The 16,184-nt window shown below is 40.7% G+C and carries 19 protein-coding genes and 1 pseudogene; 8 read left to right on the top strand and 12 right to left on the bottom strand.

Features of this window, described 5'->3' with window-relative positions; genetic code table 11:
• Positions 1 to 124: 124 nt before the first annotated feature.
• Positions 125 to 298: pseudogene (locus FTU38_RS17040) on the top strand (IS3 family transposase); the annotation flags it as partial.
• 141 nt (positions 299 to 439) lie between these two features.
• Here the strand turns inward: FTU38_RS17040 and FTU38_RS12435 are convergent.
• Genes FTU38_RS12435 through FTU38_RS12445 form a run of 3 tightly spaced genes read right to left on the bottom strand, consistent with a single transcriptional unit; the run spans position 440 to position 2,209 of the window.
• The gene (locus FTU38_RS12435) at positions 440 to 1,081 is read right to left on the bottom strand and encodes a hypothetical protein (RefSeq protein WP_180111369.1); all 642 of its coding nucleotides are present in this window, start codon (positions 1,079 to 1,081) and stop codon (positions 440 to 442) included.
• Positions 1,082 to 1,099: 18 nt separating this feature from the next.
• Positions 1,100 to 1,528: a ClpXP protease specificity-enhancing factor gene (locus FTU38_RS12440; protein ID WP_078194278.1), complete on the bottom strand. Its 429-nt coding sequence runs from the start codon at positions 1,526 to 1,528 to the stop codon at positions 1,100 to 1,102.
• A 27-nt stretch (positions 1,529 to 1,555) separates the two neighbouring features.
• A complete protein-coding gene (locus FTU38_RS12445) occupies positions 1,556 to 2,209 on the bottom strand; it encodes a glutathione S-transferase N-terminal domain-containing protein (protein ID WP_180111371.1) in 654 nt (217 codons plus the stop codon).
• Positions 2,210 to 2,368: 159 nt separating this feature from the next.
• Here FTU38_RS12445 and FTU38_RS12450 point away from each other — a divergent pair, with 159 nt between their 5' ends.
• On the top strand, positions 2,369 to 2,614 hold the full coding sequence (locus FTU38_RS12450; RefSeq protein ID WP_180108978.1) for a hypothetical protein: 246 nt from the start codon (positions 2,369 to 2,371) through the stop codon (positions 2,612 to 2,614).
• Positions 2,615 to 2,676: 62 nt separating this feature from the next.
• On the opposite strand, the gene rpsI is transcribed toward FTU38_RS12450, so the two are convergent.
• Entirely contained in the window at positions 2,677 to 3,063 is a 387-nt protein-coding gene (rpsI, locus tag FTU38_RS12455; protein WP_078190115.1) for a 30S ribosomal protein S9, read from the bottom strand.
• A gap of 12 nt (positions 3,064 to 3,075) precedes the next feature.
• Positions 3,076 to 3,504, bottom strand: a complete 429-nt coding sequence (gene rplM, locus FTU38_RS12460; RefSeq protein ID WP_004722943.1) for a 50S ribosomal protein L13 — start codon at positions 3,502 to 3,504, stop codon at positions 3,076 to 3,078.
• A gap of 662 nt (positions 3,505 to 4,166) precedes the next feature.
• On the opposite strand from rplM, the gene pdxA reads away from it, so the two are divergent.
• The 4 genes from pdxA to FTU38_RS12480 all read left to right on the top strand — a co-directional run bounded on the left by pdxA (position 4,167) and on the right by FTU38_RS12480 (position 7,724).
• On the top strand, positions 4,167 to 5,150 hold the full coding sequence (gene pdxA / locus FTU38_RS12465; RefSeq protein ID WP_180111373.1) for a 4-hydroxythreonine-4-phosphate dehydrogenase PdxA: 984 nt from the start codon (positions 4,167 to 4,169) through the stop codon (positions 5,148 to 5,150).
• 69 nt (positions 5,151 to 5,219) lie between these two features.
• Complete coding sequence (locus FTU38_RS12470) at positions 5,220 to 6,029, top strand: pilus assembly protein PilJ (protein ID WP_180111375.1); 810 nt, start codon at positions 5,220 to 5,222, stop codon at positions 6,027 to 6,029.
• Positions 6,030 to 6,059: 30 nt separating this feature from the next.
• Positions 6,060 to 6,872, top strand: a complete 813-nt coding sequence (gene rsmA, locus FTU38_RS12475; RefSeq protein ID WP_180055218.1) for a 16S rRNA (adenine(1518)-N(6)/adenine(1519)-N(6))-dimethyltransferase RsmA — start codon at positions 6,060 to 6,062, stop codon at positions 6,870 to 6,872.
• Between the two features lie 6 nt (positions 6,873 to 6,878).
• Positions 6,879 to 7,724 (top strand): symmetrical bis(5'-nucleosyl)-tetraphosphatase, encoded by an 846-nt coding sequence (locus FTU38_RS12480; RefSeq protein WP_180111377.1) that lies wholly within the window; start codon positions 6,879 to 6,881, stop codon positions 7,722 to 7,724.
• 52 nt (positions 7,725 to 7,776) lie between these two features.
• Here FTU38_RS12480 and FTU38_RS12485 read toward each other — a convergent pair whose 3' ends face one another.
• From FTU38_RS12485 to hflX, 6 genes are all read right to left on the bottom strand, one after another.
• Positions 7,777 to 8,223, bottom strand: coding sequence for a DUF2147 domain-containing protein (locus FTU38_RS12485; RefSeq protein ID WP_078194271.1), 447 nt, complete (start codon positions 8,221 to 8,223; stop codon positions 7,777 to 7,779).
• A gap of 143 nt (positions 8,224 to 8,366) precedes the next feature.
• Positions 8,367 to 8,816 carry a DUF2147 domain-containing protein gene (locus FTU38_RS12490; RefSeq protein ID WP_168379558.1) on the bottom strand — a complete coding sequence of 150 codons (450 nt, stop codon included), beginning with the start codon at positions 8,814 to 8,816 and terminating at the stop codon, positions 8,367 to 8,369.
• Positions 8,817 to 8,876: 60 nt separating this feature from the next.
• Positions 8,877 to 9,329: a DUF2147 domain-containing protein gene (locus FTU38_RS12495; RefSeq protein WP_168379557.1), complete on the bottom strand. Its 453-nt coding sequence runs from the start codon at positions 9,327 to 9,329 to the stop codon at positions 8,877 to 8,879.
• Between the two features lie 248 nt (positions 9,330 to 9,577).
• Positions 9,578 to 10,252, bottom strand: a complete 675-nt coding sequence (locus FTU38_RS12500; RefSeq protein WP_180111379.1) for an LrgB family protein — start codon at positions 10,250 to 10,252, stop codon at positions 9,578 to 9,580.
• A gap of 10 nt (positions 10,253 to 10,262) precedes the next feature.
• On the bottom strand, positions 10,263 to 10,634 hold the full coding sequence (locus FTU38_RS12505; RefSeq protein ID WP_180111381.1) for a hypothetical protein: 372 nt from the start codon (positions 10,632 to 10,634) through the stop codon (positions 10,263 to 10,265).
• 43 nt (positions 10,635 to 10,677) lie between these two features.
• Complete coding sequence (hflX, locus tag FTU38_RS12510) at positions 10,678 to 12,012, bottom strand: ribosome rescue GTPase HflX (RefSeq protein WP_168379555.1); 1,335 nt, start codon at positions 12,010 to 12,012, stop codon at positions 10,678 to 10,680.
• 412 nt (positions 12,013 to 12,424) lie between these two features.
• On the opposite strand from hflX, the gene FTU38_RS12515 reads away from it, so the two are divergent.
• On the top strand, positions 12,425 to 13,249 hold the full coding sequence (locus FTU38_RS12515; protein ID WP_180111396.1) for a 1-acyl-sn-glycerol-3-phosphate acyltransferase: 825 nt from the start codon (positions 12,425 to 12,427) through the stop codon (positions 13,247 to 13,249).
• Between the two features lie 43 nt (positions 13,250 to 13,292).
• On the opposite strand, the gene FTU38_RS12520 is transcribed toward FTU38_RS12515, so the two are convergent.
• Complete coding sequence (locus tag FTU38_RS12520; RefSeq protein WP_257224302.1) at positions 13,293 to 14,912, bottom strand: phospholipase D family protein; 1,620 nt, start codon at positions 14,910 to 14,912, stop codon at positions 13,293 to 13,295.
• A gap of 104 nt (positions 14,913 to 15,016) precedes the next feature.
• On the opposite strand from FTU38_RS12520, the gene FTU38_RS12525 reads away from it, so the two are divergent.
• On the top strand, positions 15,017 to 16,027 hold the full coding sequence (locus FTU38_RS12525; protein WP_180005126.1) for a metallophosphoesterase: 1,011 nt from the start codon (positions 15,017 to 15,019) through the stop codon (positions 16,025 to 16,027).
• The last annotated feature ends 157 nt before the right edge of the window (positions 16,028 to 16,184 follow it).

Here is a 16,184-nt window from a genome sequence, read left to right on the forward strand (position 1 = left end):
AAGTATTTGGATTGTCACTGCTTGCTCCAAAGTTAACATGTTGAGCAGTCCAAAATGACCGCTATATTAACCAAGGGGGTCAGTTTTTAAATGCCATTAGGGGGTCATTTTTACACTGCCGCTAACATTTAAAGGTCATGTGGTACATGGCAGTGTATTTTTGACCCGAAAAGAAGCCAATGTTGTCTTGTTTGACTATATTGAGATTTACTACAATCGAGTGAGAAGGCACTCTGCAAATGGTTGGTTAAGCCCAGAAGCCTTTGAGCAGAAATATTTTAAGAATTTAGAGGGATAGGTTGTCCACGATACTGCCTGGGATCATTATTTGGCTACCTTTATCGGGTAAATTTTATATTTAAAATATCAATATCCTAAATATTCGATTAAAAAAAACCTGCTTAAAAAGCAGGTCATAGATTTAGAGAAATGAAGTCAATTAAGCAAAAATATTACATGCTGCAGATGCCAAAATCCATAGAATCACCACTGCAACTACTGGCTCTACAATTTTTGACCAAGTCGGTACTTGTACTTCAGTTGTTACGTCTTCTTGTGTATGTTGTTGATTAACCATTTGATTGAACTCCTTCATTGATGCCTCTAATGATATCTCTTCTTGAAGATTTGGTTTAGAACCAAGGAGCTCTGTTAGGTTGTTTGTTGACCAAACCCAATCATCCGCTTGACCAGAAAGATGTTCAATTTGTCCGTTGAGTAATTCTCGAATACTTTGCGGTGAATGTGAGCCTGTATCATGAAGTTGTTTTAATTCATTTAATTGTAAATGAAAAACTTCTGTAGTTAGGTTTTCAAGTTCAGAGCGCTCTAATATTGATGCATTCGATGGATTGGTGGTCAGATGGCGTGAAACTTCTTGAATATAGAGTTCATCAGGATGAGTAATTTCTTGATAAACCTTTTGAGCATTATTGCGGAGCTGATGAATCAATTCACCAAAAGTTAATGCATTAATTTCACGTATATGTTGACGTTGTTCTTCACGATTTAAATGACTTAAAAGCGTAGGCTTTTGAGATTCTATTTGTTCGACAAAATATTGTACTAAATCAAAAGCCATTATTCGCTTCCTTATTCTTTAATCGAGCAACCTTAAACCTGGTTTTTTCTTCGGCTGCTCTTGTTGTTCTTGGTCGTTTGATTTTAAAGCATTTTGATCATTCTGAATACCTTCATATTCTTGAGGATCGAAGAACATGCCTTGACCATTTTCACGTGCATAGATACCTAGAACAGCAGAAAAGGGGATATAGAGGTTTTGCGAAACGCCACCAAAGCGTGCAGAGAAAGTAATCGTCTCATTGCTCATATGCAGCGCATGAGTTGCATGGGGTGCAATATTCAGGACAATTTGGCCATCTTGGATATATTGAACTGGTACCATCGTACCATTCTGTGTCGCATCGACAAGTAGGTACGGTGTAAGTTGATTGTCACAAATCCATTCATAAAGTGCCCGTGTTAAGTATGGACGCGTTGGAGTGAGTTGTAGTTCCTGTTCAGACATAATGCTTACTCGAATATTTATGGGAAATTAATTTTTTGCTAAAAGCTCGCTATAGCGATTTTTTTCCTGCAATGTCATCGATTTGATAAATGCAGGACGGCTAAAGATGCGTTGGCAATAGAGAAATATAGGGCGGCATTGCTGTTTGGGAAGCTCAATACCCATGGCTTTTAGGCGCAGAAATACAGGTGCGAGCATACAGTCTAACATGCTAAATTGTTCAGACATAAAATAAGGATAATGCTGAAACAAGGGGGTTAGTGAAATGAGTGTATCACGTAATTGTTTTTGTGCGTTTTGCTTGGCTTTTTCATCGAGGGTATCGGGATGGCGAAGCATAATATCGGCAAGTCTTAACCAATCTTGTTCGAAGCGCCATACATATTGACGTTGCTCTGCACGAGGCATAGGTGCATCTGCATACAGTTTATTTTGACGATAACGGTCATCCAGATATTCGGCAATAATACTGCTGTTATAGAGTTTTAGGCCATTTTCAATCATCATCGGAAGTTGATTGTAGGGATTTAAACTTGCAAGATCTTCGTCTTCATCATCAGCAATAATTAAATTATGTTTGATTTGCTTCTCTGCAAGTACATAGCGTATCCAGTGTGAGCGAAAGTCATCCGCATGACTGTAAAGCGTAATCCCTTGGAGAGGTGCATTTTCGACTGACATAATCCGAGACGATGAGAAATGAATAAGATAGGATACTAAAATTAGACAGTAAAATCACGGAGACTTTAGCAATATCAATGCAGCTACAACGAAAATTCCAGTTTTGGTTTATTTTATCTGATAGATTGTCATGTCATTCATTTACCTGATCGTCACCGCATGATGACCATTGCACTTGTACAAAAATTATTATTTTTCGCTGCGGTTATTTTTATGGGCATTGGCTTTTATACGGCACTCGCTGGAGGTTATGCCTCTGATTATGGAGCAGAGGATGATAGCCCTGAACAAAAAAATAAAATCACCATCTGTACAATTACACTAACACTGTCGGTTATATGCTTAATTGCGAGTTTGAGTCTCTTGGTTTATCGGTTCGTTGTTATATTTGCATCATCTTCATAAAAATCAAGATATAAAAAAACCTTGGCATAAGCCAAGGTTTTTTGTCCGATTCGGTAAACGAATTAACGTTTAGAGAATTGAGGACGTTTACGAGCTTTACGTAAACCAAGTTTCTTACGTTCAACTTCACGAGCATCACGAGTAACGAAACCAGCTTGACGAAGAGCAGGTTTAAGAGTTTCGTCAGAAGCAATCAATGCACGAGTAATACCGTGACGGATAGCGCCTGCTTGACCGCCGATACCACCACCAGCAACAGTGATGTAAAGGTCATATTTCTCAGTAGCTTCTAAAAGCTCAAGTGGTTGATTAACAACCATACGAGCAGTTTCACGACCGAAATATTGTTCTAAAGAACGGTTGTTGATTACGAGTTTACCAGTACCAGCTGATAGGAAAACACGTGCAGTTGCGGTCTTACGGCGACCTGTACCATAGTTAGTAGCCATGTGCTGTATCCCTTAGATGTCCAAAACTTGTGGCTGTTGAGCAGTATGTGGATGCTCAGTACCAGCGTACACTTTCATTTTCTTGATCATTGCATAACCAAGAGGACCTTTTGGCAACATGCCTTTTACAGCACGTTCGAAGATTTCTTCTGGTTTGTGAGCAACTAATTTTTCGAAATTAGTTTCACGAATACCACCAGGGAAACCAGTGTGGCGATAATATTTCTTATCAAGTGATTTTTTACCAGTCACTTGAACTTGCTCAGCATTGATAACAACGATGTAGTCACCAGTGTCAACGTGAGGAGTATAAGAAGTTTTGTGCTTACCGCGTAAACGACGAGCGATTTCAGTCGCAAGGCGACCTAAAGTTTTGCCAGAAGCATCAACAACGTACCAGTCGTGTTGAACTTCAGCTGGCTTAGCGCTGAGAGTTTTCATTAAACCACTACCTATTATAGTTGGTTTGGACTATGGAAGCTGTCCAAACAAAAGGAGACGCGATTCTATACGAATACGTGAAGAATCACAAATGAAAATATAAAATTTCAAGCGCTCTATTGTAGTATATTTCTTCAGCAATAAACAGCAGATAATCCAGAAATTATAAAAAAAGCGGATGAAAGTAAATCATGTCGAATTCTAATCTGTTAAAAAACACATCTGAACCCTCATTTTGGCGACATTGGTGGTATTTAATGGGCTTATGTAGCGCCTTGGTTTTAAGCCCAACTTTTTTGTATTTGGTGTATTTGCATGGGGCGGATGGCGCAATCATCGTTTTGTTGATGATGCTCACGTTATTTTTCCTTAGTTATTTATTTGTTTATCTGCTGATTGGATTATTGCTTCTGGGTGGTATGTCTTTTTGGCTGATAACGAAGAATCCACAACATGTGTCAGCAGTTCAGCGCGGCATTATGATTCTTATTTGCATTGATTTGGATCATTGGCATTTCAGGTTTTGCTTTCGGTTTCATTCCATACAATGTCGCACAACGCGCTTATTTTTGAGTTTTGTCAGGTATTTTTAGTCAATAAAATTAGGTCTGTCATGTGCATCACACAGTATAATAATGTTATTGCACACACAGGATAAACCCATGCTGCCTTTATATATCACGAGCGGTGAACCCGCAGGTATCGGACCTGATATTTGTTTGAGCTTAGCCAATCGAATAGATGAAAGGCCAATTGTGGTTCTTATTGATAAAGATTTGCTGCTCAAGCGCGCTCAACAATTAAAGCTCGAAGTTGAACTGATCGACTATGTTGGGCAGGATGAGTCGGCAGCTCTAGGTCAGCTTTATGTGGAACATGTACCTGTGACTAAACCAGTTATTGCAGGTCAGTTAGATGTGAATAATGCAGCTTATGTGTTGGAGCAATTACGACGTTCTGCAGATTATGCGATGTCAGGCAAAAGTGTTGGTGTTGCCACAGCACCTGTGCAAAAGTCGATTATCAATGATGCTGGTATCCATTTCAGCGGACATACGGAGTTTTATCAAGAATTTGCAGGCGTTGAGCGTGTCGTGATGATGCTTGCTACAAAAACGCTCCGTGTCGCATTAGCAACAACACATTTACCGCTTCGTGATGTTGCAGATGCCATTACTCAAGAACGTTTGCATCAAGTCATTGATATTTTAATTCATGATTTAAAAACCAAATTTAAAAAAGATCATCCGCATATTTTGGTGTGCGGTCTAAACCCACATGCGGGTGAAGATGGCTATTTGGGCATGGAGGAGATTGAAGTGATTAATCCGGTGCTTGAGCGTTATCGCGCTCAAGGGGTGAATATGAGCCTGAGCTTACCTGCCGATACCTTATTTACCCCTGAAAATTTAAAAGATGCCGATGCGGTTTTGGCGATGTATCACGATCAGGGCTTGCCTGTGTTAAAGTCGCAGGGCTTTGGCGAAGCCATCAATATCACTTTGGGCTTGCCGTTTATTCGGACTTCAGTGGATCACGGCACAGCACTGTCACTGGCTGGAACTGGTCTTGCTAAAAGTTCGAGTTTACAGGTGGCGGTTGATTTGGCTTTAGAATTAGCACGTGCGAAAAATAACGAAACTTAATAATAAAGGTTTGAATTTTATATGAATAATAGTAAAAAATTATCAAAAATATAACAGGAAAATAACAAGATGCTTAGGGCGAAATCGAACATTCGCCCATTTTTTGGGATTGTGTTAGCGTTGATGCTGTCAGCATGTTCAACGCTTGCTACAGATCATCATTTTTGTGAATTAAAAGTATTATCGCTGCAAATTCCAAAACAGACGGAAGGATTTATACGTTTTGCATTACCGGGTGCTGTGGATGGCTTTAAACATAATCAGCAAAAATTTAATCAAGCGCTGACCGCGGTGCATAAAAAATATGCGAATCGTGATGGTGCTGATAAAATGCTTCAAGATGGACAGGCAATCAATGCTAATATTGATCTGCTTGTACAGCATCAAAATAGCCTGAGTGCGCTATATGAATATCAACTTCTTGTAAGTGAAACCATTCCGGGTATTCAAGCTGAATATAACATTCTGGCTGATATGATGGCTAGAGCAAACAATTCAGCTATTCAAGCAATGATTGCCAAAAATCAAGTCTATATTGCGGGACGAATGTTGAGTTCTTTGCTGAAGTTAACTGATGTGAATTCTATTCATCCAGACGATTTAGATGACTTTTTAGCAGATTTTGAAACTTTCAATATTTATTTGAAGGCTCAACTGAATGGTAATCCCGAACTCGGTGTAGAGCGCGTACACAATGCTGAAATGCGTGAAAGTTTGCTCTCCATTCAGGCTGAAACTGAAGAAATGATGAAATCTGAAACAATGGCTTTGTTACAACAAAGAGAGCCATTGCTCAGTGTAATTAAAGCGGCTCGGGATAATGTGACCAAGTCCGAAGAAATTTTTGCTCGCTTGAGTGAATTTGAATCAAGTCAGTAATCGTTGTAATAAACCTATGCGGAGAATTTTATGTATCAAATTAATGCCCTAAACCCAAAAGATGAAGGGCATCACACGCGTAAGCGGTTTGGACAGAATTTCTTACATGATCAACGTGTTATTGCCAAAATTGTACGTTCGGTAAATCCGCGTACTGGTGACAATATTGTCGAAATTGGTCCCGGTCTTGCCGCGCTTACATCGCCTTTAATTGGTGAATGTGATGCTCTAACTGTGATTGAGCTGGACCGTGACTTAGCTGCAGGTTTGCCGGGCCGTGTGCCGCATCCTGAGCGCTTGACCATTGTTGAAACCGACGCGCTGAAATATGACTTTACCGAGCTGTTTGCCGAAGGCCGTCCTCTGCGCGTGGTTGGCAACTTGCCGTATAACATCTCGACTCCGCTGCTGTTTCATCTCTTGGAGTTTGGCGACAAAGTCAAAGACATGCACTTCATGCTGCAAAAAGAAGTCGTGGACCGTATTACCGCTTCACCGAATACTAAAGAATATGGTCGTTTATCGGTGATGATTCAATATTTCTGCAAACCGACGTTTTTATTTGAAGTGCCACCGGGCTCATTTAATCCGCCGCCAAAAGTCACCTCTGCGGTATTCCGTTTAGAGCCTTATGCCGTTAAACCGATTATGGCGAAAGATGAAAAAGCGCTTGCGCGTTTAGTTTCACATGTCTTTACTCAGCGCCGCAAGACCTTGCGTAACAGCTTAAAAGGCATGTTGGTTGAAGATGGTTTTGAAAATGCAGGGGTTGATCCAATGGCGCGTCCAGAAACCCTAACACTTGCAGAATTTGTCGCATTAGCAGATCAAATGGTGGCTTAAATAATTATGACTCGCAATATTCGCTATAACTATGTCATTGGTGATGTTCAAGGCTGTTTTGAAGCATTAAAAGCTTTACTGAAAGAGATTAAGTTTGATGCAGACCAAGATTTTATATGGTTTGCCGGTGATCTCGTCGCACGGGGTGAAAACTCGGTAGGCGCTTTGCGGTTCATCAAAAAATTAGTGGATAGTGAAGTTGCGGCGACGGTACTGGGCAATCATGATCTGACTTTGCTGGCATGCGCTCGCGGTATTAAGGATATCAATCCTAAAGACAATATCGATGATGTGATTCACGCTTTAGAAAGTGATGATTTGATTGATTGGTTACGCAAGCAGCCGCTGTGTCTATTTCCGAATGAGCAAACCATTTTGACTCATGCGGGTATTCCTTTGAATTGGACTGCGCAGCAAACCACAGACTTGGCAAAGGAAGTGGAAGCGGTGATTGGTCATGACGACTTTGATGTGGCCGATGCGTTTCTTCAAGTGATGTACGGTAAAGAGCCGAACCTATGGTCGGATGATTTGTCTGGTCATGCGCGCTTACGCTGTATTACCAACTATTTGACCCGCATGCGCTTAACCGATGCAGAAGGTCGATTAGAGTTCAGTTTTAAAGATTCACTCGATGACCCTATGCCGAAGGGTTTTAAGCCATGGTTTGAGTTTGAGTCACAAGCAGCTCAGACCCATCAAATTCTTTTTGGTCATTGGGCTGCTTTACAAGGAAAAAGCATTTCAGCAAAAATCCAAAATGTGGATGGCGGATGTGTCTGGGGCAATCAGTTGATGGCCTATCGTTTAGAAGATCAGCACATGTTTGCGGTCGATAATCCTGTAATGTAAGTATTTAAAAATAAAAAAGCCGCATTGATGCGGCTTTTTATTGGTGTGAGGATTAGTCTAAACGAATCCAAGTTTGGTTACGACCCAAGACTGAAACGCCAATACTTGCACGGATCGAAATACGTTTTCCTGTGCTGTTTAAGCGCACTTTAGCATCATAAACCTTGCCAGAAAGAGGGTCGATAATACGACCTTTTTCATAATTATTTGTATTATTAATTTGCTTTAAACCTTTAACAATTTCCATGCCGAGAATCGGTTGGTTGGTATAAGGCGCAGGGCACTTATTACAGTTTTTTTGCGGTGTATAGCCCGGACGTGGTGTAATTTTAATAATTTTACCGGTATAGGTATTATTTGATTCTTTGTGAATCGAAATAATTGCTTTAGCCGCTCCTGTTTTATCGTCAATTTGTTGCCACGTGCCAGCAATGTCATTTGCAAATGCACCATTCATCAATCCGAATGTGCAAAGGCTGAATAATATTTTTTTAAACATAATCGCTTGTCCCCGAGAAGCATGATTTATGAGCACGTATGTTAGAAAGTTTACGAGAATAGTCAACTTTAATTTAAAAATAATTTGAAGATATTCGGAATAAGAAAAACCGCCATGTCGGCGGTTTTTTTACTTGTTTGAGGTTACTCTTGGCGAATCCAAGTTTGGCTACGACCAAGTGCAGAAACACCCATATAGCCACGTAGCGTGAGACGTTTGCCACTGGCATTTAAACGGATTTTTGTGTCGTAAACTTTGCCTGAAAGAGGGTCAATAATACGGCCTTTGTCGTAGTTATTGGTCCCTTCAATATGTTTTAAACCTGTTAAGATATCAAGGCCTAAGATTGGCTTGTTTTTGTAGGGTGCAGGGCAGTTTACGCAGGTGTCGCGTGGTGTATAGCCCGGACGCGGCGTCACTTTGATGATTTTACCCACGAATGTGCCATTACTTTCTTTACGGATTTCAATAATGGCTTTTTGTGAACCTGTTTTATCATCAATTTGTTGCCAAGTCCCTGAAAGGTCTTGAGCAAAAGCTGAACCACTCATTACAGCAGCTAAGAATAAGAGGCTCACTTTTAATTTTTTCATCAGATATTCCCTGTAGGTGGTTCACCTATGTCAAATCAATTTACTGAATAAATTTAAAATTTATTCAGCGCGAATCCATGTCTGTGTACGACCAATCGCGGAAATCCCCAGATATCCACGTAAATGTAAGCGCTTACCATTGGCAGAAATTTTGCCTTTTAAGCTGTAAATTTTGCCTGCCAAAGGATCAATAATTTTCCCTTGAGAGTAGGTATTTTCCCTTTCAAGTTTCAGCCCCTTAAATACATCCATCCCTAAAATAGGCTGGTTGGTATAAGGTGCAGGGCAATTCACACATTTTTCCTTTGGTGTATAACCCGGACGTGGCGTCACTTTGACAATTTTGCCGGTATAGGTATCTTTGGCATCTTTTCGAATTTCGATCAGTGCTTTAGGCGAACCGGTTTTATCGTCAATTTGTTGCCAAGTCCCTGTAAGATCTTGAGCATAAAGTGCAGAGCTTGTGACTACAGCACCAAATAATGCAGCCCATTTCAAACTTTTTTCGATCATATTAATAATCCTTTATCAATACACTTTGTGAGGGTTTATTGATCATACTAGGTAATATTTGAACTTAGAGCAACTACTCTAAGCCTAAATATTTACATTTTATTCGGGAAAGTTGACATGTTGCACAAAAGTGCCTTTACCAAAAATGTAACATCCACAGCACATCGTTCAATGTGTTGTGGTGTACCCTAGAATTTATATTAAGTTTATTTTTTATACAAAACAATCATTTAAAAGTGATTGCTCAGTCACATATTTTGTAGATAGAGTATGAAAGTTGGCAACCAGATTGCTGTGAATACTGCATTTACCGCCATGCCAAATGCCGCATAGCGCCCAGCAATGCTGCCGCGCTGCCAAGCTTGAGCTGTGCCAATTGCATGTGCAGCAAGTCCTAAGGCGAGTCCTGATGCACGTTCATCATGAATATTTTTGAGTATGATGGGTGAAAATGCTGCACCAATCACCCCTGATAAAATCACAATCAAAATCACCAAAGGAATCGGGGAATGCAGCAGCGTCGCAATGTTGATGGCAATAGGGGTCGTCACAGCTCGTGTAGCGAAAGCCATAATGGTTGGATCAGACAGATGCAGTAAATAAGCCAGCCCCATAGGGAGGGCAACGGCACTGATACTGGCAAAGACTAAAATCCCGCCTACGGCTTTTAATGGCAAGTCATCGTAGCGCATTGCTGCTAAAGGAATGGCTAGAGCCACCGTGACATAGCCGAGTAAGTTATTGAATAGTGGATTCACCTGTGTCATATAACTTTCATAGGAAATGCCAAACAGATAGAGCATACCAATGACGAAAAACATCCCAATCACAATCACGGGGATTTGCGGTAATTTTTTATTAATAGGTTTTGCGACAAGATAGGCGATCAAGGTAATGATGAATCCAGAGATGATTGAAAGCATGTTGATTCTCCTATAGCCATTTCTTAGACATTTTTGCGTAGACCCACAGCGGTATGAGGGTGCTGACAAAGAGAACAATCAAAAACATCGGAATTTCATCGCCTAAATGCATCATCATTAGCAATGAGCCCGCACTAATAGGTAGGAAGGCAAAGGCACTTTCTTTCATAATTTTATTATTGGTATCGACCAAACTGGCTGGAATTTTGTTGAATTTTCTCCAAAATGAAAGCACGATCAAGAGGCCAATCAAACCGACCAGATTGCCTAATTCTGGGTGATTGAATTGCTTCATGACCCAGACCGCGCCTTCACGGAAAATAATAATTAATGCAAGAGTGCCTATCCAGGCTTTCCAGTCGATGCGCTTGATCCAGTCCATTTTTGTCTTTCGTTAAAATTATACAAATCAAGTTTTAACCGATTTAATCTTTAATTTCAAATTCTTCAAGAGGATGTTGGAATTGTTGCGCACGTGTTCCCAAAATTTCATCAATGGGTAAATGCGCCTGTTTAATCAGTTGTTCTAACTTATGTGGGGCAATGATGACATGCAAAATTAAGTTGCCTTGTTCATCATAACTTTCATTTTGGATCACATTGAGCGCATACAGTTGTGTTCTTAATTTACCATAAGCCGGTTTTAGATGGACTTCAAAGCTTTGAATTTGACCCATTAAGCATTCTTGAACCGCTTGGCGTAATAAGGGTAGACCTTTACCACTATGCGCTGAGACATAAACACGTTCCGGCTGATGAGGCTTGCCATAGATGATTTTAGGATCTTCACCACTGACATCAATTTTGTTATAAACGCGCAGAATCGGAACATCGACACCAATTTCTTTCAGTACTTTTTCGACAGCCTCGATTTGTTCCATCATGTCTGGACTGCTGGAGTCAATGACATGTAACAATAAGGTCGCCTCCAAGGTTTCTTCTAAGGTGGCTTTAAAGGACTCGACCAATGAGTGCGACAAATTACGCACAAAACCTACGGTATCAGCGAGCACTAAGTTGCCGATGCCATCCCAATGTAGACGGCGTAAGGTTGGATCAAGCGTCGCAAACAGTTGGTCTGCTGCATAGACATCGCTTTTTGCTAAATTATTAAATAAGGTAGATTTACCCGCATTGGTATAACCGACCAATGACACGGTCGGAACTGCGGCTTTTTGACGTGCCACACGACCTTGCATACGTGTTTGGCGGACTTTCTCAAGTTTTGCTTTGAGTTGTCCCATGCGGAGCTTGAGTAGACGACGGTCGGTTTCAAGCAGGGTTTCACCCGGTCCACGTAAGCCAATCCCGCCTTTTTGGCTATCGAGATCGCCGCGACTACGAATCAGTCGTGAAGCCATATGTTGTAATTGGGCCAACTCAACTTGCAATTTACCTTCATAGGTGCGTGCGCGTTGAGCAAAAATATCTAAGATTAATTCCGTGCGATCGACCACACGACATCGCATGATGCGTTCAAGATTACGTGCTTGGGCAGGGGTGAGGGCATGGTCAAAGATGACCAATTCTACTTCATGCTCTGCAACCACTTCTGCAATTTCTTCCGCCTTCCCTGAGCCAATAAATAATTTGGCATCAGGCTTAATACGCTGAGCATGCACATGCTGCAGAATATTGGCACCTGCAGATTGAGCTAGTAAGTGAAATTCTTCGGCATCAAGGTCTGCGAGCATTTGTACTGCTACGCTGACTAAAATTACGCGTTCACCGCTCGCTTGATGTTGATTTAAATTTTCCACTCAGCACACACTCCTGTTTAAAGATTCATTTTAGGCGAAAATGGAGTGCGAGGGTTAATCTAAGTGAGGGATTAATGGCTAAGTTGCTGTATGTTGTACTATTCAATTAGAGAAAGCTGTGAAAGCTCAGTGCCAGTAAAAAAAGCACACTCATATATATCAGTGAAAAACCAGCAATGGCTTTTAAAGCTTGCCATGAAGAAATAGGAGGGGTATCTGAATGTGAGTGATTCATAATGCATAACCTTTAAAATCGATATAAAAATGATATTTGATTTTTAAAAACGATTAAAATGGAAAAATATTATCTTCGACTTCGGTTTTTATGATCAATGCAAAAAAACTGTCTTCGGTATATGATGATGAAAATTTACGCCAAATTGTGGCACCGTGTCATTTTAGTGAACCGTTTATGAATCAACCTCAAATCGTCAATACACCGCAAATTAATGTGTTTTCAAAATTTTATTTGTATTGTAAAAAAGTCGGTGCAGCAGCCGTTGCTGTGACGCAGGGTTTTTATTTGGTTTATCGTCATCAATTGTATAAAGACCCGAATAACCCGCAAAATACCCGCTATGTGCAGTATTTTTGTCGCAAGTTATGCAAAGTATTTAATCTTGAAGTCAAAGTACATGGTGAAATTCTACGTCAACCCGCCCTTTGGGTAAGTAATCATATTTCATGGTTAGACGTTGCAGTTTTGGGTTCAGGTGCACGTGTTTTCTTTTTGGCTAAAGCTGAAATTGAAAAATGGCCAGTATTCGGTAATTTGGCGAAAGGCGGTGGCACGTTATTTATTAAGCGTGGCTCTGGCGACTCGATTAAAATTAAAGAACAAATTACGGGCTTCTTAAAACAAGATACGCCGGTACTCTTTTTCCCAGAAGCCACGACTTCGGATGGCAGCAAAATTAAAAAAATTCATGGTCGTATTTTAGGTGCAGCGATTGAAGCTGAGCGTCCAGTCCAAATTTGCTTAATTTGCTATGTGAATCAGGACGGTGAACTCGATAATATTGCGCCCTATGTCGGAGACATTAGCTTTGATCGACATGTCAAAAATGTCTTAGAAATGCCGAATGTCACCGCGCATCTGATGACATTGCCCGCAATTGATTCGGCAGGTCATACTGTTGAAAGCTTGACGCAAGAAGTGCAGCAAAAAATGAATCAGGGATTAGCAGAGCTTCAAGCCAAAGTTCTTAAAGCGCCAGTTCCAGTTGAAGCTAAATAATTTAATGATACAGGCTGCAGGGGATGCCTTTGCAGCACAATCCTTACATAAAGCCTTCGAGCGGCAACCAAGAGATAAATTTCACCCCCGCTTTTTGCCACCACTTGATTTTCGGTTCACGTGGATAAATACGCGTTTGACCATTTGACAGCTTAATTTTCCAATTGATTTGTTGGTCTGCATTGAGCACCAACTTATAGGCATATTTACTTAAATTTTCATCCATGGTGTAGTGGACGGCTTTGGCTAAGCGTGGGCTATTCAGTAATACCCCAATTTCAGTATTTAAATATGCTGAACGTGGATCAAAGTTAAATGAGCCGATAAAGACTTGTTTTTCATCAATTGCCATCAGTTTGGCATGCAGGCTTGAACGGCTTAAACCTTTTAGACTAACTTTAGATTTTTCCGCCAACTCTTTGGTATTGGTGTTGAGGTTTTCTGCATCAGGTCTAGAGAGAAATTCATAGAGTTGAACGTCGTGTTCCAAGAGATCTTGACGATATTTGCTATAAAAAGCATGAACCAATGGTACGTCATTGGCCTGGAATGAGTTGGTCAAGACTCTGACTTTTACGCCATCTGCACGAAGGTTTTTTAGGCGTTCAGCCCCTTTTTTTTCTGGGACAAAGTAGGCTGAAACGATATCGACACTTTGTTCCGGTTTATCTAAACGGTTGAGGAGCTGAAAGTTAAGGTGCTCTTCTTTTTTGGCTTTAGATTTGATTTTGCTCGGGGAGTCTTTGACGACTTCGGCTTTGACCCAGTCAAATTGGATTTTATTATTGAGCCAGTCATCAAAGGCATGTGAACGATTGGCTAAGTCCAAATAATTGACCACAGTGGCTTCTTGGTTATAGTCATCGAGTTGTTGTTTGAGACTGTCAAAGCGCAAGCTATAGTGGCGTGGATTAACCAATTGGCGTACTGGAAAGGCATAGTCATCATTCCAATATTCGTCAAAAGAATGAATGATTTCATCGGATGCCGCACCGACCAGCATGACGTCAACATCGGAAAATTGATAGTTATCACTGACGTTATAGTATTGGTTACTCATATTGCGACCACCAATCAGTGCGATCTGATTGTCTGCAATAAAGCTTTTATTGTGCATACGGCGGTTGATGCGTTTTAGATCCAGCACCATATCGACAGGGCGGAAATGTCGGAAGCGGTAGGGGTTATACAGTTTGACATCAATATTGGCATGTTGGTCGAGTGCCATATAAATGCCTTCCATTTTTTTGGCATTGTTGTCATCGACCAATAAACGAATTTTGACCCCACGATCTGCAGCTTTGATCATGGCATGTAGGGCCAAAGCACCAATTTTGTCGTTATCCCAAATATAGTATTGTAGGTCTAAACTTTTTTCGGCTTTATTAATCAGCTCAATCCGAGCCGCTAAGGCCTCTAATGGGTCATAAAGAACGTGGTAACCGGTTAAGTCTGGATTTTGTTCACGTAGCGGCAGCACAATTTTGGCGAGGCTAGTATCGTCTGTAGGGGTATTAAAGGCATATTCCACAGGTTGTGGTTGCTGTTTAGGCAAGGTACTACATGCAGATAAAGTCAAAACAAGGCTACAACTCAGCAAAACCGCCTTAGCGTGGTTGTGTATGAAGGGCAAATTTTGCTGTTTCAGTGTAGCTAAGTTCATACTGTTAGACATACTAAAAAATTTGATTTGAGTATAAGTGTCAGCTGTGAAAAGATAAATACAATGACCGAGTTTTCTTGTTAAACAAATTGTAGAGCAAATGTATGTGGGAATTAGATTCCGTAGTGATGTATTTTTATATCGGATTGGCTGTGTTAGGCGTTTGGGCAATTTCCCAAGCTTGGCTAAGTCAGTCGCGCACGGAAACGATTCATCCATTTAAAGCTTTCGTACATTTGTTGGCATTTTATCTTTCTTATTTACTTATCCCTTTATTCTTCTTTAGCTTTTATGCAGGCTGGAGTGGCTATTATTCACTGCATGAAGCGATTTTTGTCGGTGCTGTTACTGGGCTTTTGTGCTATGCCCGCTTTATCGAGCCGCACATGATTCAGGTGAAAAAATGCCAATATCAATTAAACGAAACACGACAATTATTAAAGCCAGTTCGCATTGCTTTAATTGGTGATTTACACATTGGTTTATTTTCAGGTCATGAACGTCAGTTAAAAATGATCGTCGATAAAATCAATGCGCAAAATCCTGATTTGGTCGTGGTTGCAGGGGATTGGACTTACGAGCCAGAAAATAAGTTAGCTGAAGAATTGGCTGTACTGAAAAAAATTATTGCTCCAATTTATTCGGTGAATGGTAATCATGATGAGCAATATCCCGGTCCGCCTATTCAAGCGCTGTTAAAACATGCATTAGAAAGTAATCATGTGGTGGATATCGAAGGGCAAGTGGTGGAATTTAATGAGTTTCGCTTATTAGGCGTTGGGGATTTGTGGGCAGGTAAAGCCGATATGCGCTATTTGCCAGAATTGCCACAAGATAAGCCTTGGATCATTTTGTCGCATAATCCAGATACCGTCGATATGGTACCTAAACTTCCGGGACGACCATTGATGTTGTCGGGTCATACACATGGTGGACAAGTGGAATTGCCATGGTTGACCGATTATGTAATGAAAAAAGTGTCGATTTTAGGTCATAAAAAAGGGCTATATCAGCATGATAATGCAGATGTCTTTGTCACTGTTGGTACGGGCATGGTTGGGGTGCCTTTTCGTTTTCTTGTGCCACCGACCATTGATATTATCGAGTTGGTTTAATCAAAAACTACCGTTCATTATCACTAACCGTTTGGTGACTGTACCTCTTGATGTAGAGCTACAAACCTTGTTTTGTTAATAAAATTGAACCGTGCCATTAAACATTTGTAGTTTGAAGTTGAGTGAATGACCGTGTCTTGCAACATAAGATGTGTAT

This window comes from Acinetobacter sp. YH12098 (assembly GCF_013419235.1).
Lineage (GTDB): Bacteria > Pseudomonadota > Gammaproteobacteria > Pseudomonadales > Moraxellaceae > Acinetobacter > Acinetobacter amyesii.